The organism is Natronosalvus vescus, from assembly GCF_023973145.1.
Taxonomy (GTDB): domain Archaea; phylum Halobacteriota; class Halobacteria; order Halobacteriales; family Natrialbaceae; genus Natronosalvus; species Natronosalvus vescus.
In genome coordinates this window covers 1,589,605-1,608,589 of sequence record NZ_CP099546.1, presented here as the reverse complement: position 1 = coordinate 1,608,589, position 18,985 = coordinate 1,589,605, and the positions used below count along the sequence as shown (strand labels likewise).

The 18,985-nt window shown below is 62.6% G+C and carries 20 protein-coding genes; 10 read left to right on the top strand and 10 right to left on the bottom strand.

Annotation, left to right across the window (positions count from 1 at the left end; all coding sequences use genetic code 11):
- The 3 genes from menD to NGM68_RS07685 form a co-directional block, all read right to left on the bottom strand.
- Positions 1-1,800, bottom strand: coding sequence for a 2-succinyl-5-enolpyruvyl-6-hydroxy-3-cyclohexene-1-carboxylic-acid synthase (menD, locus tag NGM68_RS07695; protein WP_252701065.1), 1,800 nt, complete (start codon positions 1,798-1,800; stop codon positions 1-3).
- 4 nt (positions 1,801-1,804) lie between these two features.
- Positions 1,805-3,157, bottom strand: coding sequence for an isochorismate synthase (locus tag NGM68_RS07690; protein WP_252701064.1), 1,353 nt, complete (start codon positions 3,155-3,157; stop codon positions 1,805-1,807).
- Positions 3,158-3,257: 100 nt separating this feature from the next.
- A complete protein-coding gene (locus NGM68_RS07685; protein ID WP_252701063.1) occupies positions 3,258-3,848 on the bottom strand; it encodes a sulfite oxidase-like oxidoreductase in 591 nt (196 codons plus the stop codon).
- Positions 3,849-4,038: 190 nt separating this feature from the next.
- Between NGM68_RS07685 and NGM68_RS07680 the strand changes: the two genes are divergently transcribed.
- A complete protein-coding gene (locus NGM68_RS07680) occupies positions 4,039-4,332 on the top strand; it encodes a hypothetical protein (RefSeq protein ID WP_252701062.1) in 294 nt (97 codons plus the stop codon).
- 306 nt (positions 4,333-4,638) lie between these two features.
- Entirely contained in the window at positions 4,639-4,851 is a 213-nt protein-coding gene (locus NGM68_RS07675) for a ribbon-helix-helix domain-containing protein (RefSeq protein WP_252701061.1), read from the top strand.
- Positions 4,852-4,973: 122 nt separating this feature from the next.
- Here the strand turns inward: NGM68_RS07675 and NGM68_RS07670 are convergent, their stop codons facing one another.
- Complete coding sequence (locus NGM68_RS07670; protein ID WP_252701060.1) at positions 4,974-5,156, bottom strand: DUF7550 family protein; 183 nt, start codon at positions 5,154-5,156, stop codon at positions 4,974-4,976.
- A 185-nt stretch (positions 5,157-5,341) separates the two neighbouring features.
- Between NGM68_RS07670 and hisF the strand changes: the two genes are divergently transcribed.
- Together hisF and NGM68_RS07660 are read left to right on the top strand one after the other, a co-directional pair.
- Positions 5,342-6,154 (top strand): imidazole glycerol phosphate synthase subunit HisF, encoded by an 813-nt coding sequence (gene hisF, locus NGM68_RS07665; protein ID WP_252701059.1) that lies wholly within the window; start codon positions 5,342-5,344, stop codon positions 6,152-6,154.
- A gap of 206 nt (positions 6,155-6,360) precedes the next feature.
- Positions 6,361-7,164 (top strand): hypothetical protein, encoded by an 804-nt coding sequence (locus NGM68_RS07660; protein WP_311136065.1) that lies wholly within the window; start codon positions 6,361-6,363, stop codon positions 7,162-7,164.
- A 96-nt stretch (positions 7,165-7,260) separates the two neighbouring features.
- Here the strand turns inward: NGM68_RS07660 and NGM68_RS07655 are convergent, their stop codons facing one another.
- Positions 7,261-7,548: a DNA-directed RNA polymerase subunit L gene (locus tag NGM68_RS07655; protein ID WP_252701057.1), complete on the bottom strand. Its 288-nt coding sequence runs from the start codon at positions 7,546-7,548 to the stop codon at positions 7,261-7,263.
- 135 nt (positions 7,549-7,683) lie between these two features.
- On the opposite strand from NGM68_RS07655, the gene NGM68_RS07650 reads away from it, so the two are divergent.
- On the top strand, positions 7,684-9,552 hold the full coding sequence (locus NGM68_RS07650) for a rhomboid family intramembrane serine protease (protein ID WP_252701056.1): 1,869 nt from the start codon (positions 7,684-7,686) through the stop codon (positions 9,550-9,552).
- Positions 9,553-9,558: 6 nt separating this feature from the next.
- Here NGM68_RS07650 and NGM68_RS07645 read toward each other — a convergent pair whose 3' ends face one another.
- Both NGM68_RS07645 and NGM68_RS07640 read right to left on the bottom strand, forming a co-directional pair.
- Positions 9,559-10,260: an METTL5 family protein gene (locus NGM68_RS07645; protein WP_252701055.1), complete on the bottom strand. Its 702-nt coding sequence runs from the start codon at positions 10,258-10,260 to the stop codon at positions 9,559-9,561.
- A 10-nt stretch (positions 10,261-10,270) separates the two neighbouring features.
- Positions 10,271-10,672, bottom strand: coding sequence for a DUF7961 family protein (locus NGM68_RS07640; RefSeq protein WP_252701054.1), 402 nt, complete (start codon positions 10,670-10,672; stop codon positions 10,271-10,273).
- A gap of 132 nt (positions 10,673-10,804) precedes the next feature.
- Here NGM68_RS07640 and NGM68_RS07635 point away from each other — a divergent pair, with 132 nt between their 5' ends.
- Entirely contained in the window at positions 10,805-10,975 is a 171-nt protein-coding gene (locus NGM68_RS07635) for a hypothetical protein (RefSeq protein WP_252701053.1), read from the top strand.
- Positions 10,976-11,041: 66 nt separating this feature from the next.
- Here NGM68_RS07635 and NGM68_RS07630 read toward each other — a convergent pair whose 3' ends face one another.
- From NGM68_RS07630 to NGM68_RS07620, 3 genes are all read right to left on the bottom strand, one after another.
- Positions 11,042-12,067 (bottom strand): disk-shape morphogenesis protein volactin, encoded by a 1,026-nt coding sequence (locus NGM68_RS07630; RefSeq protein WP_252701052.1) that lies wholly within the window; start codon positions 12,065-12,067, stop codon positions 11,042-11,044.
- Between the two features lie 97 nt (positions 12,068-12,164).
- The gene (locus tag NGM68_RS07625) at positions 12,165-13,094 is read right to left on the bottom strand and encodes a cell division protein CdpA domain-containing protein (protein WP_252701051.1); all 930 of its coding nucleotides are present in this window, start codon (positions 13,092-13,094) and stop codon (positions 12,165-12,167) included.
- 100 nt (positions 13,095-13,194) lie between these two features.
- On the bottom strand, positions 13,195-13,581 hold the full coding sequence (locus NGM68_RS07620; protein ID WP_252701050.1) for a YlbF/YmcA family competence regulator: 387 nt from the start codon (positions 13,579-13,581) through the stop codon (positions 13,195-13,197).
- Positions 13,582-13,742: 161 nt separating this feature from the next.
- Between NGM68_RS07620 and dph2 the strand changes: the two genes are divergently transcribed.
- The 4 genes from dph2 (at position 13,743) to NGM68_RS07600 (ending at position 18,980) form a co-directional block, all read left to right on the top strand.
- Positions 13,743-14,798 carry a diphthamide biosynthesis enzyme Dph2 gene (gene dph2 / locus NGM68_RS07615; protein WP_252701049.1) on the top strand — a complete coding sequence of 352 codons (1,056 nt, stop codon included), beginning with the start codon at positions 13,743-13,745 and terminating at the stop codon, positions 14,796-14,798.
- 252 nt (positions 14,799-15,050) lie between these two features.
- Positions 15,051-15,884, top strand: coding sequence for an MBL fold metallo-hydrolase (locus NGM68_RS07610; RefSeq protein ID WP_252701048.1), 834 nt, complete (start codon positions 15,051-15,053; stop codon positions 15,882-15,884).
- 180 nt (positions 15,885-16,064) lie between these two features.
- Positions 16,065-17,930, top strand: coding sequence for an AAA family ATPase (locus tag NGM68_RS07605; RefSeq protein WP_252701047.1), 1,866 nt, complete (start codon positions 16,065-16,067; stop codon positions 17,928-17,930).
- A 108-nt stretch (positions 17,931-18,038) separates the two neighbouring features.
- The gene (locus tag NGM68_RS07600; RefSeq protein ID WP_252701046.1) at positions 18,039-18,980 is read left to right on the top strand and encodes a phosphoribosyltransferase HisG-related protein; all 942 of its coding nucleotides are present in this window, start codon (positions 18,039-18,041) and stop codon (positions 18,978-18,980) included.
- Positions 18,981-18,985: the final 5 nt, after the last annotated feature.

The following is an 18,985-nucleotide window of genomic DNA, read 5'->3' as shown; positions in this document are numbered from 1 at the left end:
TCACCGTTCGTCCGTCAAGCATGCCTCGCGCACCTGCTCCTCGAGTTGCTCCCGACGACGGTGGCTCGTTTCGGCGTCGAACGACACCGAGACGACCTGGGTACCTGGCGATTCGAGCGAGGCTGCGTAGGCGTCCGCGAACGCCGTCGGATCGACGTGTATCATATCGAAGCCGTACAGTTCACCGAGCGGATCGAACGCGAGGCCGTGTGGCGTTTTGAACTGTCCGGTGAAGGGTGGGTCGAACGATTCGATCGGCAGCAGGTGGAAGATGCCACCGCCGTCGTTGTCCAGCAAGACGATGGTCGCGTCGACGCCACAGCGTTCGAGGGCGAGCAAGCCGTTCGAATCGTGATAAAACGCGAGGTCGCCGGTGACGAGTACCAGCGGCTCGTCGGTCGCGCTGCCCGCCCCCAGCGCCGTGCTCGTGATGCCGTCGATGCCGCTGGCGCCACGGTTCGCGAGGACAGTGAGATCCGCCGACCGCGGTCGACCGAACCGGTCGGCGTCGCGTACTGGCATGCTGTTGGAGACGAACACGGTCGCCGTCTCTGGCGCGTCCTCGAAGACCGACGCGAGGATCGCGCCTTCGAACGGCTCGGCCTCGAGCGAATCCCCTGTTCGTGCGTCGTCACGTCCCTGCCAGTGAATGGTCTCGGCTTCCCGAATCCGCTCGAGCCAGCCGTCGTCAGTCGTCCCTCGAGCCCTGTCGTATTCGACGGCAGCAGCGACCGCTTCGAGCACTCCCTGTGGCTCGGCTCCGACGAGATCCGTGGCGGTGAAGGTCGCCTCTCGCCACTCGCCTGCAGGATCGATCAGGATCTGTCGGCAATCGGCATCCCGTAGCGCGTGGCTGAGGGATTTCGAGGTCGGCGAGTCGCCGATCCGAAGCACGACGTCGGGATCCGGTACGGCGTCAACGTAGCTATCGTAGCCGCCACAGACTAGCCCCTCCTCGAGATCCTCGAGATGGGAGCCAAATCGCACCCCAGAGAGTGGATCGGCGAAGATCGGCGCGCCGATAGCCGTTGCGAGGTCGACTAGTACACCCGGATCCAGCCGCCGAACCGGCGGATCCGCCGGCCCGGCGACGACGAGCGGTCGGTTCGCGTCCTCGAGCACCCGAGCGATCCGCTGCGCTTCACGTGACTCCGCCGGCAGCGCGGTCTCCCCTGCCGTCGTTCTGACGAACGGGCCGTCCCGGCCGCTCCCGGCGAGGGTCTCTTCGAGCCCGTCCGGAACGGAACCGGATAGCGGCGTGGGCTCGAGTGGCTTGCGGAACGGACAGTTCAGGTGCACCGGGCCGGCGGGCGTTCCGATCGTGTTCGCCAGCGCTCGCGCAGCCGTCGTTCGGAGCATGCGAAGGGCGCGTCCCTCGGGTTCCGGGACGGGCAACTCGGCGTACCAGCGAACGGCGTCTCCGTACAGTTTCTGTTGGTCGACCGTCTGGTTCGCGCCGCTGTCACGGAGCTCCGGTGGGCGGTCGGCCGTCAACACGAGCAGTGGTACGCGCGCTCGATCAGCCTCGATGACGGCCGGATGGAAGTTGGCGGCTGCCGTTCCCGAGGTGCAGACGAGTGCCGTCACTTCGCCGGTTCTTCGGGCTCGTCCGAGGGCGAAAAACGAAGCCGAGCGCTCGTCGAGGTGAGAGTAGACCGCCACATCTGGATGCTGGGCGAACGCCACCGTCAGCGGCGTCGACCGGCTTCCGGGTGCGACACACACCGCCTCGAGTCCCGACGCTACAAGCTCCTCGACCAGCGTCCGACCCCAGAGCGTGGCGCGGTTGGGTACCGTCATCGTCTCACGCCTCGAGTTCGTCGAGGATCGGACGGTATTTCAACAATACTTCCTCCCACTCATCGTCGGGGTCGCTGTCGGCGACGATGCCGTTGCCGGCGAACAGCGTGACCGTATCCCCGCGAGCGACTCCCGACCGAATGCCGACGGCGAATTCGCCGTCACCGTCCGCGTCGAACCAGCCGACCGGGGCGGCATACCAACCGCGGTCGAACGACTCGACCGACCGAATCGTCTCCCAGGCGACGTCCGGGGGGATTCCGCCGACTGCGGGCGTCGGATGGAGCGCCTCGACCAGGTCGAGGACGTGCGTTCCGTTCTCGAGCGTCGCCTCGATGGGCGTCCAGCGGTGTTGAATCGTCGCGAGTCGTTTGACTCGCGGGTCGTCGACCGAGACGGTACTCGAGAGCGGGTGGAGTTGCTCCCGAATCGTCTCGGTCACGAGGTCGTGTTCGTGGCCGATCTTCTCACTATCGAGCAGTTGCTCGGCTAATTCGTCGTCGCGCTCGGGGCTCTCCCCCCTTGGAACCGATCCAGCCAGCGCCTCTGTCCTGACGTGATCGCCAGCTTTCATCACGAGGCGCTCCGGCGGGGCACCGAAGAACGTCCCGCTCTCGCCGTCCTGGAAGAGAAATCGATAGCAGTTCGGGTAGCGGCGTCTGAGTCGCTCCAATGTGGCGGACACGTCGACTGATTCTTCGAGGTCGACCTCGAGCGCTTGGGCGAGCACGACCTTCTCGAGATCGCCCGCCACGATCCGGCCGATAGCGGTTTCGACACCGTCAATCCACTCGGCCCTCGTGGTCGTTCGGCGCGATTCACGAATACCCGGTGGCGTGCCGCTCGAGCGCATTGCCGGTTCGTTGCTGATCCCGTCGTGCCAGCGCTCGAGTTGCGTCGTCGACGCCTCCGCGGTCGACTCGGTCGCGGTGAGCCAGGTGCCGTCGTCGGTTCTGGTGAGCATCACCGACGGGATCGCGAACGTCGCCGCTGCGAACCCTTCCCAGGGGGCTCGCGGCTCGTGACCGTCGTGGAACGCGACGCCGCCGAACGCCCTGGGACGAGCGACGTCGGGGCCGGCGTGGTCGAGTTCATCGAACGTCGCCCTCGCCTGTGTGCGGATGTCGTCGAATCGCGTTGGGCCACGGGCGGAAAAACGGACGAGTTCACCCCAACCGACGATCTCGAGACCGTCGGCCGTCGCCCACTGAAAGCGAGTACCGGCGGCTTGCTCGAGCACCGTCCCGAACGAGACGTCGCCGACGGGGCGGGTGCGACTGTATAGCCGTCGGTTGGCCAACTCCGTCGCGGCCTGTCCGTTCGCGCCACGTCCGCGTTGTCCCGACGGTCGATCCATTGCCCGGACTTCAGTGTGGCGGTACCTTCAGCGTTTCGAGGTACTCCGGTAGCAACATGGGGCCGACAGTGCTGGGAAGACGCCGAGTCGAAGTGAACGACTAGCTGTACCGCTCTTCCCGCCACGGATTTGCCGTCTCGGAGTAGCCGCGACGCTCCCAGTACCCAAGTTCGGGCTCCGTGAGAAACTCGATGCCAGTCACCCACTTCGCCCCCTTGTACGCGTACTTGTGTGGCGTGACGACCCGCAATGGGCCGCCGTGTTCGCGTGCCAGCGGCTCGCCGTCGAACGCCCACGCGAAGAGAACTTCATCGCGGAGGCAGGCCTCGAGGGGGAGATCCGTCGTGTAGTTGTCGAGCGCCGAAAACAGGACGTGGACGGCGTCGTCGGAAACGCCAGCCCGGTCGGCGAGTTCGGGAAACGGAACCCCGGTGAACGAACAGTCGAACTTGCTCCACCCCGTGACGCAGTGGAAGTCCTGGCGCTGGGTCTCACTGGGTAGATCACGAAACTCCTCCCAGTCGAACGAAAGGGGCGTGTCGACGGCACCCGTGACGGTAAACTCCCAGGTGTCGGGATCCCAGGACGGCGTGCCGCTTTTCGAGAGCACCGGGAACTTCGAGGTTTCGCGCTGGCCCGGTGGCAGTCGATCCTCGCCAAACTCCTGATAGAGATCCGTGACGTCTTTCATGCGTATCGGTTCGGCCGCGACAACCGTAATCGTACCGCTCTCACCACTGTTTCGCACGGGAAATCCTCCATTCCCCAGCCGAGGGATACGTCGAAACCGGTCGAAACGATTTCCAGGGATTTGCAACGGAGGCATGCTTGCGAATACGTGCGTTATAACCAAGACGAGCCTCGGCGACGGTTGTAATCGCATGGCGAGCAAACAACGACTCACCGAGCGAGAGATGAGTGGCGAGATGGGCGATGATATGGAAACACAGGCGCTGGGCCCGGCCGCCCTCGCATCGGCAGCCTCCGTTGGCCTGTCGTGGTATTACTTTTTCCTTCGGGGCGACCGCGAACGAGGACTGTTCGTCGGCCTATGGCCGCCGACGATTCTCGCCTTTGCGAGCTACTTCAACCAGCGAAAGATGCGCAACCAGCTCAACACGCTGACGAAGCCTGCTTCCTCGATCAAAAACACCCTCGAGTCGATGATGAAGTGAGGTGACTCGAGTCCGGTCGACGACCCAAATAGTCGACGCCGACCTGGGTCGATACCCGGATCGAGCACCTCAATCGATATTCGGCTCACGAGTACAGCCGGTTGTACCGTCCATTCTGAACAGGAATGGACTTATCAGGCACTCCGCATTGTCTTATCGAACTCGATGATGCCAGTATGCTAGCCGACCAGTTCAAGGCTCACCCCCATTCGTGGCCGTGCCCCGAACCGCACCACCGTCGGATTCCGTCTGCCCAATTCCTGCCCCCGTCAATCTTAAATACCCCCTCACCGAAAGCCGAATCAGATGCCGAAAGTAGAGATCACGATACCGGAACACCTCGAGATGCAGATCGCGCAGATGGTAGAGCGTGGCGAGTTCGTCAACCGCGAGGAGGCGATCGAAGATCTGCTCTCCACCGGGATCAAGGCGTACAAGACGAGCGGTCCGATGGACGAGGAGGAACCGGGCCTCGAGAACGATGGAATGATGGGACACGACGACGAATACGTTTTCTAGTATCGCTGCCGCGTTCGAGCGTTTTCGTCCTCGGTGCTCGATTCACACCAACAATTCTCTCGTTGCCCGATCGAGATTCGCTACGAGAGTAGCGATCGTCGGATAGGAATCGAGAACCGAAATTAGAAGAATGCCAGTGGAATCCCGAACGCGAGCGCTACGCCGATGACCATCACGACGAAACCGAACGCCGCGTCGCGCACGGCAAAGTCACTCATCGGTGCGGTCGTGCGCTCGGCCTCGAGATCGTGGCCAACAGTGGCCGCGGAATCCTCGTCGTGTGGGTGTTCCGTTTCGTCTGCCATACCCGTTGGTTTCGAACTCGAGAACTTAAACACTGCTATAGCGATACTTGGAAGTCCTGAGACACTCGAGCGGTGACGGTTACGCTCGAGTGCCTCGACAGTTCCGGGAATCACTATACCTGCATCCGATGACGACCTGCCGTGGTCGAAACTGTCAAACGGGCCTCGTTCCAATATCTGTGTAGATGCTCACCAAGCGTATCATCCCGTGTATCGACGTCGACGTCGACGACGACGGGAATCCGGCCGTCTACACCGGTGTCAACTTCGAGAACCTCGAGTACACCGGCGATCCCGTCGAGATGGCGCGGGCGTACAACGAGGCCGGAGCCGACGAGTTCGTCTTTCTCGACATCACGGCCTCCGCGGACGGGCGCGAGACGATGCTATCCGTGGTCGAGGACGTCGCCGACGAGGTGTTCATCCCGCTCACCGTCGGCGGCGGCATCCGAACCGTCGAAGACATCAAAGAGACCCTGCGAGCGGGCGCGGACAAGGTCTCGATCACGACCGGTGCGCTCGAGCGACCCGAACTGATCAACGAGGGGGCTCGCGCCTTCGGCAGCCAGTGTATCGTCATCAGCGTCGATGCCCGACGGCGCTTCGACGAGGGCGGTAAGCACTACGTCGAGATCGACGGGGAGTCCTGCTGGTTCGAGTGTACCAAAAAGGGCGGACGCGAAGGAACCGGGATCGACGTCGTCGAGTGGGCGATCGAGGCCGAATCCCGCGGGGCTGGCGAGCTGTTCGTCAACTCGATCGACGCCGACGGGACGAAAGACGGCTACGACGTGCCGCTAATGCGGGCTGTCTCGACAGCCGTCGACACCCCGGTAATCGCCTCCTCCGGCTGTGGCGGCCCAGAGGACATGTACGAGGTGTTTACCGAGGCCGACGCCGACGCCGGTCTCGCGGCCTCGATTTTCCACTACGGCGAGTATTCGATCGACGATGTAAAGCGGTACCTCGAGGAGCGAGACGTTCCGGTTCGGTTCTGAGCGTCGACGCTGGTTATCGACTCTCGACTCTTCGCCCCAGTCTCCGCTTCTGACTCTCCGCTCACGACTCTGCGCTTCTGAGTCTCCGCTCTCGACGTACCGTTCCTGACTCACCACCCCCCTCGAGACAGCACGTTCCAACACGCTTATTTTCGCGCGGCCAACCGATCTAGACAGTGACCTGGCGGTGTACGTGGTGTGGTCGGGTGCACGATCGTGAGAGTGACGAGCCGCCGGCTTCCTGTGCGACCTGTGGCCGTGATTCGTTCGAATCGGTCAGTGACGAGTCCGCCACCGAAACCGTCGAAACCGGCACCCAGTACGTCTGGGTGTGTCCGAACTGTGGGCGCGACCACGTCAAGAACAACCCGCCCTGTTCTCGGTGCCTCAACCCCACGCTCGAGCGCGCCGAACCGGATTACGCAGACCTCGAGACCGATCTTGACGTACCGAGCTGGTTCGAGGTGATGAAACCGTACGCGCCGATTCTTGCGATCGCCGTCCTGATCGTGGCGCTCTTCGCGACCGGTATCATTCCCGCCTCCATACTCCCCGGCATCGGAACGGACGTCCCGGGAGAGGCCGACTCGAGCAACGGACTCGATCACGCCGCGGTGGAGGCGGCCGTGCACGACCAATTGAACGCCCATCGTGAATCGATCGGCGAGTCCGAACGCATCTACGGCGATGGCCTCGCCGCCTACGCCGAGGCCCAGAACCAGCGGCTGATGCTCGAACGATACACCGATCGCGAGCCGTCACCGCCCGATCCATCGCAGTTCGACACCGGCTGTAGCGAAACGCTTCAATGGGGGCCGATTCACCCACTCGAAGATTCCATCGAGGGGGCCGAATACGACTCGGAAACGGCCCTCGCCGAGGACATCACGGCGGCGCTCCTCGAGTCGCCGTTCGCGGAGACCGTCGAAACCGGGGCCGAGCGCGAGGGACTCGACGTTCACGTCGGGCCAGACGGTGAACTCAGCGTCGTGTATGCAACGTGCTCGTGAGTACAGAGTCGGCCACGAAAACGGGAACGGGACGGGAACGAGAACGAGAACGATAGCGTCGAAAACGCGAGCCGAACAGATCGCTACTCGCGGAACTCAGGCCTGGGCCGCCTCGAACGCATCGCGGAACGCCGCCGCCTTCGATCGGATGTCGGCAGCACCCTCCTCGAGGGCGTCGAGCGGTTCGACGTCGCCTTCGGTTTTGATGGTCAGGATCGGGTCGGTCTGGCCACCAGACTGTTCGGGGTTCATGTCGTACGTCGCCGCGCTCACGTCGTCGTGCTCGAGCAGCGCCCCCTTGAGGACGTTCATGAACGTGTGATCCTCGCCGACGATCTCGATCGAGAGTTCGTTCTCGCTACTCTCGGTGACTCGCAGTTCCATACCCTCCTCTCCGGCCGTCTATCGCTTGTACCTTTCGAAGCCCGCCCGTTCGAACGGTTCATCAGGTGACCCTGTAGGAGACACCGTCGACGGCGGAGGGAAACCCCTATACTACTTCCGGGGTACCTCAACGATATGAACTGGCTGGGGGAGGCGGTGACTGTTCTCGTCGTCGTGACGATACTCGGCTCGCTCGCCGTCGTTCGCCGCCTCGATCGAAACGACCGTCGCTGGCGGGACGTGCTCCGGTCGCGGTTTCTCTACGGCGTCCCGTGGGGAACCCTCGTCGTCATCGGTTTCGTGCTCGCCATTTATCTCTTCGTCCAGGACGGCATCACCGACTTCGACAACCCCGTTGTCAAGCCGTTTCGTGCCTGGTCGTTTTTCTACCCGCTCGGGATGGTGACCGCGCCGTTCGCCCACGCGAGCGCGAGTCATCTGACTGGTAACCTCATCGGAACGGTCGTGATCGCCCCGATTGCGGAGTACGCGTGGGGCCATTACGCGGGTGGCACGAGAGATCGGGAACGCGGTACGTCTGGCGGCCTGGCCGGCCTGCCCAAACGAATCCTGTTTCACAACCCCTGGATCCGAGCGTTCGTCGTCTTCCCCAGTGTGGTCATCGCCATTGGTCTCCTGACCGGTTTGTTCGCACTCGGCCCCGTCATCGGGTTCTCCGGCGTTGTCTTCGCGTTCGCGGGGTTCGCTATCGTTCGCTATCCAATCGTGACCCTCATCGCGGCGATCGGTATACAGGGTGCACTATCGACAATCTACCGGGCGTTGCAGGTACCAATCGGCGTCTACGTCTCCCAGCCCCAACCGCCATCGGCCCCCTCCTGGGCGACTATCGCGATCCAGGGTCACGCCCTCGGCTTCATCCTCGGATTGGTGCTCGCAATCGTGGTCTTCCGACGACGCGAGTATCGCCCGGATCCACTCACCCTCTGGCTCGCCGTCCTCCTCTATGCGTTTTCGAAGTCGCTGTGGGCGATCTACTGGTTCGGCGGGGCAAACAGGTACATCCTCTTTCAAGGACCGGGCATCATCGTTGTCGTCGCCCTCGCCGTGATACTCACCGTCGCCGTGAGCGGATCGCATCAGGCGCTGATTCCACCGTGGCTCGCTCATCGGTTTTCCCGCCCGACGACACCAGCCGTTGCAAACGACGGCCTGCTCGATCGGGCGTTTGGGAATCGACTCCGGGCGAGCGCCGGGCGAGAGTACACGCCACCCCGGTCGGCCACGCGAATCGATCGAGTGTACGAGCTCGTCGCAAAGCCGACCACTCGTGTGCCATCTCTTCTGCGGACGACCTCCCAACGATATGCGGCGTTCGTCGTCGTCATCGTCGTTCTCGCCGCCATCTCGGGGCCGGCGATTCCAGTCAACCTGTTCGTCCTCGGTGGCGACGACGGTAGTCACGGCGACGTCGCACTCTCAGTCGAGGATTATACCGTTACCTACGCCGAAGATGCGCAGAATCCGATCGTTTCGGCCATCGACGCCCCCGGCTTCGATCCCGGTGGCCTCGAGGCCAGTGGCGTGATCGTCTCGAGTGCCGATAGAAACATCTGGATCGAAGCGGTGTCCACCCAGCGGTTGGCGTTCTCCGGCTCGACGACCATCTACGTCGGCGGGCCGGGGTGGCGAGAGCCGATCACCGCCGAACGGCAGGGCTGGACGCCGGTTGGCAACGACACCGTCTATCAGGTCTGGCTCGAAAATGGCGACGATCGCCACCTCGCGTACACCTCACCGTCATCGCGGGCCGTGGCGCAAATCGACGGGAAAACGGTCACGATTAACGCCGAGAACGGCACCTTCGTGCTCGAGATCGGGGGTAACCAGACGAGGGAAATGGAACCGGATTCGGTCGAACTCCCCGCCGAGGGGGAGTCGATCTCTACGCAGGGTCTCGAGTTCGTCCGTGTCGACGGCGAGCTGTTCGTGACGGCCGGCGACACGACCGTTCAGATCGCCCAGAAGGAGACGTATAACTAACCCGTCTCACTCGCCCGACCACTCGATCCGGAACACTTCCGCCTCGAGGGTTGCCCGCTCGCGGTCGTGAAAGTCGAAGCGATGATCGACGGGGAACGTGGCCCCGAAGGCGTGGGTGACGGTGCCGCCGTCATCGGAAGCGAACGATTCGATAAAGTTCTGGCTCCCCTCGTTGTGGATCGTATACGAGACGTCGCTCAACTCGGAGGCAACCTCGAGAAAGCCTCGATCCGCGTGGCGATTGCGGTGCTGCGCACCAAAAGGCGGGTTCGAGAGGACGGTCACCGGCGAGTGGAGGGTCGTCCGGTCGAGCGGGACGTGGTCGATGTCGGCTCGGAGCCAATCCACGGTGTGGCGAATCTGCTCGGACACCTCCTCCGAACCGTCGCTGGGTGTCGCTTCCAGCACGAGCGTTCGGATCGTGTGCTCGTTTATTCGCGCTTGCTCGAGGGCGTTTGCGTCGACGTCGAGCCCGATCGTTCGAGCGGGCGCGTACTGCTCGGCAGCCAGTGCCAGCATCCCGGTTCCCGTGCCGAGGTCGATCACGGTCGCGTTCGTCAGGTCACCCTGCACGGCGGCGAGGTGGACGACGTGTGCGGCCAGCTCGGCGGGCGTCAGATACTGTTCGCGATCGACTCGAGGATCCGGAAAATCGGCGACTGACTCGAGCAACTGCGCGAGTTGTCGGCGAGCGGGGCCCGCGGGCATCGAGCGAAAATTAGTCCTCGAGGCTAATGGGTGCGTCGAGTTCCAACGAGAGACCTTCGCGTTCGGCGCGTTCGGCACAGGCCGCCAGCGCGGGGCGGGCCTTCTCGGGCGTCGCGACCTCATCGCAGACGACCGTGACGGAACCAACGCCGAGGAACGCCCCGGCGCGAACGTAGCCGCGAATCCGATCGATCTCTTCCTGGGTGTCGAGCGAGCAATCCCGATCGAAGCAGGCCTGAACGGTTAGCTGTGCCGGGAACAGTTCGTTGCGGGTACACTCCCGCTTCAGGTCACGGAGGTATTCGGGGGCAGTCGACTCGAGATCGCTGGCCTCGAGTTCGACGGGGGTGACATCGGTTGGTCGACAGCGTTCGATCGTGTGTTCGAACTGTGGGGACGACGTGGTGCTCATACGACCACATACATGTGCTGCATACAAATACTTTTGCAAATGTCTGGGAGTTATACCCGGAGAAACAACCGATCACATTCTGTCACCGACTGAGGGTATACACTTATGAGCACGCCCTGTCAACTCGTGGTCATGGACGAGTGTCCACGGTGTCAATCACCGCTCGAACGGTTCTCGCTGGGGGATGCCGAGACGCTCGCGTGTAATGGGTGTGGATTCGCAGATGTTCCCGTCGAACACGAAAGCAAGGAGTTCCGATACGAGTCCTGGCAGGACGCGTTCCACCGTTTCTACGAACAGTAAGCGTCGAAGCCAAGCGCGAGCGGCCGGCTCGACGTTCGACCACTAAAAAATACCGAGCCAGCGCCGTTACTCGCTAGCTGCTGGCGCTTCCGCTTCGTCTTCCTCGTGCTCGACGTCCTCGTCAGACCGCGCGGCAACGAGCCCACCGCGAGCAACGCTGTACAGCGGCTCCTGGGCGTGACTGACGCCGCTGATCGAGAACGGAATCGCTGCATCCTTGAGGTGGTCACGGAACAGCGCCTCGAAGCCGTTTGGACTCGAGGTGCCGCCGGTGACGACGACCGGTACGTCGAGACCCTCCTCGACGTCTTCGTCGTCGACCTCGCGGACGATGTTCTCGATGACGTAATCGAGGAGGTTCTCGTAGTAGATCGAGAGCGCCCCTTCGACGCCCCCGACGTCGGTCGTGAAGTCGAGTTCGAAGTCGTCCTCTTTGATCGAGGTGACCTTGTCGACGGGCGTGCCGGTCGCGCGCGCGGCCTGCTCGTCGATCCAGTCGCCACCGCGGGCGACGGAGAACTTCATGACCGGGACGGCGTAGTACGCCAGACAGACGTTCGTCATCCCGGCGCCGAAGCTGATTCCCAGCCCGGTGAAGTTGTTGTCCGCGAGTTCGGAGTAGATGACGGACATCCCCTCGTTGATCGGTTCGGCATCGTAGCCGATGTCGTTGAGGAAGGATTCGATCGTCTTCTGGTGGTAGAGCGTCGAGAGATCGTCGTCGATCGGATCGGCGGGCGTCGAGAAGTACAGCTTCTCGTCGGGGTATGACGGCTCGCCGACCACCTGTTCGATGATGAGCTTCATCATCGGAATTGCGCTTTTTTCGTCAGCAGACAGGATCCCGTGTTTCATCGGGCGTCGTGTTTCCTTGTTGAAGATATTCGCGAAGTTCAGGGCGTCGTCGCCGACGACGTACACCTTGTCATCCTTTCGGATGTGAAGAACCTCGCTGCGTGAGAGCATCTGCTCGGCCATATCCGAGTACTCGATTTCCACGAAGGAGTTGCGCTGCTGCACGAAAACCGTATCAGTGCCATCCTGCTGTGCGGACAGGATGTTCATCGTTCCAACGTCTAGGCCTTTGGCCATGTTTGCCAAACGCGTCTGACGGATTATAAATCTATGTGCGTTCGATTCGGGGCTATCTATCAACGAAAAATAGCATATTACTCCACTGGCTACCGCGTTAATTCCGTTTTACCAGCGCACGCAACCGCTCGAGGACGCCCGAAAGGGGATTCCGGACGCCACCGTCGTTCCCACTGGCTTCCGCGGTAGCAGCCTGTTCTTTCTGTCGCTGCTCGCGCAACGCTTTGAGCTTTTGTGTTTGATCGTCGACAGTGGACTCGGAGACGGCCGTCTTCTTCTCGCCGCCCTTCAATCCCTTGAGCCCTGCGACCTGCGCGTCGACGCCGGTCGAGCGTGTCGTCTTCGTCGCCATGTTCGTATCCAGATTCTCGCTATCGAAGTCGTGATCCGAGAACGTTAGTCGCTTGTTCTCGGACTTTTCGACGCCGCCCCAGGAGAGTTCGACGCCCTCCATCGCCGCATCGATATCGCTCTGGATCTCCGCGTCGGTGTACGCCGGCCCTTCGTCTTCGTCTTCGTCCTCGTCCTCGTCCGCGGCTGCGTGCTCGACCGCTCGAGCCATATCCAGATAGTGCGCGATCAGCGCAGCGCCAGTGGAGGCTGTCACGCCGGCCAGACCGACCGCGTACGTCCCGACGATCAGGATGCTGTAGTCATCATTGTAGAGCCAGTTACTCGGGTAGGCGAGAACGAACCCGACGGCGGCTGCGGCCGTGAGCGCGAGGCTGCCAGCGGAAATGTATCGCATCCGGCGTTCGGATGGAAGCAGTACGACGATCCCCAGCATGAGCGCCGGCAACGACACCATCCCGAGCGCGTACGCGGGACGAAGCCAGTTGAAGTACTCGGACGACCCGTGATCGTAGGTCGTCCCCCAGAGAAACACCACGAGCGCGATAACCGCCAGCCCGATGCCTCCGAGGAAGAGCCCGAACCCGACGTAGATGTCGGTTCGGTCGTCCGGCTCGCCGATGTATCGCCGGTAAAGATCGAACAGGTACCCATCAGCAGGGTCTTCGGCTGCCATTGGAACCCCCTTTTCACTCCAGTATTATGACTGTTGGGTCGAAAATTCGTCATCGGGTCGTCAGTTATTTCGGCGGGACTATCGCTGAGAGAAAACGCGGTCAGTCCTGACAGCAGCCGCCCGCCTCCCCACCGAAATCGACCGCCAGCGGCTCCGAGATCGCTCTGTTGATCGACTCGAGGCGCTGTGCGAGTTCGCTCTTGGCCTCGAGGAACTCGGCCATCGGCTCCATCGCGTGCAGTTCCTCCTGGGTCGACTGGAGCTCCTGGAGATCCTCCTGGGAGGCCGTCCCGGTCTGGCGAGCCATCATGAACTCCTGGCGGATGCGTTCGAACGTCGAAATCTTCGACTGGACATCTGGGTCGTTCTCGACGGTACGTTGTGCGGCTTCGAACGCCTCGTACTCGGGGAGATCCCTGATCGCTTCGCCGAGTGCTGCTCCGAGTGCTTCGACGTCAGGTTCGGTGGGGGTGGTCTCGACGCTCATACCATTGCTTTGGGCGGAACCCGTTTCAAACTGGCGGATCAGGAGTCCTGCCCGGGCGTGTCTCGATACCACCTCGAGACGAGTGCACCCCCGAGACACGTCCACCTTCGAGGGACGTCCAAACCCGCGTCGTTTTACGTCCGCACCCGCAAACAGGGACAATGAGCCAGGAGTACGAGTCGGAGTACAGCGAGGGAGACCTCCGGAAGACGGGGATGGCCCTCAAACACGACCGGGAGTGGGACTACGAACTCGAGCGAATCATCGATGCCGTCGAGGAGCGCGACGCGAAAAAGATCGGCCTGCAGTTCCCCGAAGGATTGAAGCGACGCGGCCCGAGCGTCGCCGACGATCTCCGAGAACTGGTCGACGATGACGTCACGATCATGCTGTCGGGGCAACCCTGTTACGGGGCCTGTGACCTCGACACCTTCCTGATGAAACGCACCGACGTGTTCGTCCACTTCGGTCACTCGCCGATGAAGGACACGGAGAAGGTCATCTACGTCCCCCTGTTCTCGAACGTCGAGGTCACGCCGATCATCGAGGAATCGTTAGAGACGCTCGAGCCACCAGAGGAGACTCCCGAGATCGGCCTCGTCACCACCGCCCAGCACATGAACCGCTTTTCGGAGATGCGCGAGTTCCTCGAGGATCGCGGGTACGACGTCGAGACCCGTCGCGGCGACGACCGACTGACCCACGAGGGGCAGGTGCTCGGCTGTAACTACGCGAGCGCGGACGTGCCCGCGGATCAGGTTCTCTACGTCGGCGGCGGGAAGTTTCACCCGCTCGGTCTGGCGATGGAACATCCCGACAAACACGTCGTCATCGCGGATCCGGTCAACAACGTCGTGACCGTCGCAGACACGGAGAAGTTCATGAAACAACGCTACGGTGCCGTCCACCGGGCGATGGACGCCCAGAAATGGGGCGTCATCTTCTGTACCAAGATCGGTCAGGGGCGCTGGGAGATCGCCCAGGACATCCTCGCGGACAACGACGACGCCTACCTCATCACGATGGACGAGGTCACCCCCGACCGCCTGCGCAACTTCGACATGGACGCCTTCGTCAACACCGGCTGTCCCCGGATCACGACCGACGACGGGCCGCGGTTCCACAAGCCGATGCTCACCCCCGGTGAGTACGAGATCGCCGTCGGGAACGAACCGCTCGACAGCCTCGAGTTCGACACGTTCCACGGCACCTGGTGAGGCGGCTCGTCGCCGGTCGACTCGCGCGATGACACTACAACTTCTGGAGTTTGATGGTTCGGGTTCTATAGTTAGGCGAGCGAGTCGCGGTACGGACCTACTTTCTCGAGGATACCACCTCGCCTCGACACGAGAACGCCCTCGAGCGAGCGTCACTGGAGTCCACGAGCTTGGAATCCACGAGCACTCCATCGAGTCCGTTCGATTGGCGCGAACGACACACTTACGCGTGGCCCGGTCACAGACTCGAGTATGTCAACGAGCGACTGGGGAGACTGGCTCACGCGCGCGATCGAATCGACAGATCCCGACGGAGTGGCGGTCTGGTACCTCGGCTGTAACGGCTTTGCAATAAAAGGGAGCGAGGGAACGACGATCTACATCGATCCCTACCTCGGACTCGGCGATCCGCCGCGAACGGTTCGGATGATTCCCGTCCCGTTCGATCCCGAAGACGTTGACCACGCCGACGCCGTTCTCGCGACCCACGAACACACCGACCACGTCCACGGGCCGAGCCAGGCACCGATGCTGGCCGCCTCCGACGCCACGCTGTACGCCCCCGACGACAGCCTCGCCGTTGCCCGCGAGGAAGAAGCCTGGACGGACAACTGGGACGTCACCGACGACCAGTTCGCGGAAGTCACCGAAGGCGACACGCTCGAGATCGGCGAGTTCACCCTGCACGTCGAACCGGCACACGATCCGGACGCGACGCACCCGGTCAGTTACGTGCTCGAGCACGACGCCGGGACGATCTTCCACGGCGGGGACACGAAACCAACCGACGAGTTCGACCGTCTGGGCGAGCACTACGACATCGACCTCGGCATTCTCGCATTCGGGACGGTTGGCACCGTCCCCGACAAGGAGACCCGCGAACCGGTTCGTACCCGCTGGTACAACGACGAGAACCAGATAATCGAGTGCGCCTCGGCGTTGCAACTCGAGCGGCTGCTACCGAGTCACTGGGACATGTGGCGCGGGTTGACCGCCGATCCGAAGGCGCTCCACCACCACGCGAAGAGTTTCGAGCACCCGCGCCGCCTCGAGATCGTCGAGATCGGTGACCGGGTCGAGCTCTAGTAGCCACGGAACGCTACTGTACGCCCGATCGATTGACGTTTTGGCGATCGTGTCTCCATCGGTTCAGTTGGAACTTTCTAGCCAACCACACCCTGTTGCGCCGAGTCGATATCGGGCGAGTCTCACCCCCTGTGAGGCCTGCCGTTCATTTTAAGGTAATGCTGTGTTAACGTTGGGTTCATGAGCAGTACCGCGGACGCAGACGATGTGGTGGAAGTGCAAGCGGGTGGGATTACGGTAACGAAGACCTACACGGCGGAGGAGTTCCCGGTTCCAGCGATTCGCTTCGAAATCGAAACGACGACGGACGACGTGGCCACCGTGCGTCTCTCCGAAGACATCCCGGAGTCGTTCCCGATGGATAGCGTCGGGTTCCACCCGGAGTACCACAGCGATCAGTGGACCGCCTTCCAGGACAACCACGTCGAGTTCACCGGTGAGATCGATCCCGCGGAACCCCTCGTCACCGTCTACGGTATCCGCCTGGACGACGACACCGATCCGGCGTCGTTTCTCACCGAACCGACGATAACCGTCGTCGACTCGAACGATGACGAGACGGTGGAAGCAGACGGTGACCACCTCGAGGATACGATGATCGAGGACATCATCGCCGACGATAGCAACCAGGTCGTCAAGGACATGCTTTCGGGCGAGTCCGATGGGGTGCCGGGGCTTGCTGACAACGAGGACGAGGAGGACGACACCGATGCGGCCGACGACGCCGGCGAGACCGCGGACGCTGATGAAACGACTGCCGAAGCGGACACAACGGACACCGACCTCGAGTACGACGAAGCCGACCTTGAGGGCGAAGCGGACACAGGGGCGGACGACGCAGAGGATGACGACACCGAGGACGAGGAAGTTGGCCTCGAAAGCGGGGAGGAAGCGGACGCAGACGAGGAGTCGTTCCTCGGCCAGGAGGAACTCGACCTCAATCTGGAAGACGTCGAGACCGACCCCGAACCAGTCGACGACGCAGACGAGGACGAAGCGGAGACGCCCGACATCGATCTCGGATTCGAGGACGACGAAATTCCGCCAGCCGATGACAAAGCGGTCGACGAGAAGGAGCCCCCAACGATCGAACTCGACCTCGAGGGCGAAGGCGAGGGCGAGGACGAGGAAGCGGCCACGGACGACGCAGACGAGGTCGCCGACGACGCAGACGAGATCACCGACGACGCAGACGAGATCACCGACGACGCAGACGAGCCACCAAAAATCGAACTCGACCTCGAAGAGGCAGCCTCGAGTGCTGACACGGCCGCGGAATCGGCATCCGCCGACGCTGACGACGGTGTGGAAGCGTCCGAAACGCCGACCGCAGACGGCGACACGGCGGCTACGGGCGGAGACCGGCCCGCACTCGGTGCTCGTCTCGCCGCCGAAATTCGCGAAGGAGATCTCTCCGATGCGGATCTCGAGACGCTTCGAGATGCGCTCGACGTCGAGGGCGATACCGGGGGCGACTCGGGGGCGACAGAGACGGGACTGTCGGGCAGCGACCAGGCAAAGATCGACCACCTCCAGTCGCGTGTCGACGAACTCGCGGCCTACACGAGTGCCCTCGAATCGTTCCTCGACGACAACGGTACCGGCGAACAGCTGATCGAGGAGTTCAGGACGCAGGTGTCGACGTTCGAAGACGATCTGGCCACGGTCGAGGAGCAACTGGACGAAACCGTCGACACCGTCGAGGCAAACGCGACTGCTGTCGAGGCCGTCGACGACCGAACCGAGACCCTCGAGAGCGACTTCGAGAACGTCAGCGAGAGCGTTACCGATGTCGAATCGGCACTCGAGGACGTCGAGTCCGACGTCGATTCGCTGGAGACCGACCTCGGCGACGTGGCCGACGACGTCGAGGATCTCGGCGTCGATCTGGGTTCGCTCGAGGGTCATGTCGACGATATTGAAGCCGATATGGGCTCGCTCGAGGACGACGTCGACGATCTCGAGGCCGACCTGGAGGACGTCAGCGCGGACGTCACCGATCTCACGGAGTGGCGCGACCAGTTAGGTTCGATGTTCTCCGAGTGAGCGGCGACGGACTCCGAGAGACTGCCCGTTTGGAACACCTCCGTTTTCGAAACCTGGCCGCGAACGCAACCGGTTTAGGCGCCCGTCCCACAGATCGAATCGATATCGATGGGCGAGCGTATTCCAATTGCCGTTCCGCGCAAGGGTCGGCCCCTCGAGTCGGTACTCGACTGGGTGGCTCGACGACTCGACGTCCCGGCTCTCGCCGACGACATCACCTCCACACTCCGACACGAGAAGGCCGTCACGAAAGGCACCGTCGAACCAGCGCAGTCGGACGTCTACCATCGCCTCGCCACCTACAGCACGACCGACGACCCGTTTGCTCCCGAGTACACGTTGCTCCGGGACGACCGCGCCGGAAAACCTCGCCGGATCGTCTTCGATAGCGTCTCGATACCGCTCGACGGAATCGATGTGGACGGCATCTCACCGGGATCTGAACTCGTCCTCGTCGGCCGAGAGGAACCGTTTCGCGCACTCAGAACCCACGAGTTCGCCCTCGGATTCGACAGCGCGGATCTGGTGCTCGAGGAAGTCGTCGCACTTCAGGCCGACCCACTCGAGCGAATCGCGGACATCAACGCGCGGATCGATCCCGCGGATACGGACGTGCAAGTCGTCGCGGGGCTCGGCGACACCGTCTATCACACGCTCATGGCGACGCCCGAAACCGCACCCTCGAGCGACCCTATCGACCGGACGTTCCTCGAGGACTACTCGGGGTCGCTGTGTATCACGCCGCGCTACGAACGACTGGTTCGAGCCGTCCTCGGGACGAGGGCGCTCGAGGGGATCGACTTTCAGTATCCTGACGACGGGCTGGAAGAAGAACGATCGATCGTGGACACGGGTGTCGGCATCTATCTCACTGTTACCGGCTCGACCGCGAGTGAACACGGGCTGCTCCTTGGCGAACGCCTGTTCCCCAGCGAGACGGTGTTGATGGAAAACGCGGCTGAGACGTCGTCAAATACGGCTGTCGCGGCGATTCGATCGCTCCTGGCCGGCATCGAAACCGACAGCGAACTCGAGGTTGCCGTTTCCTGATCCGA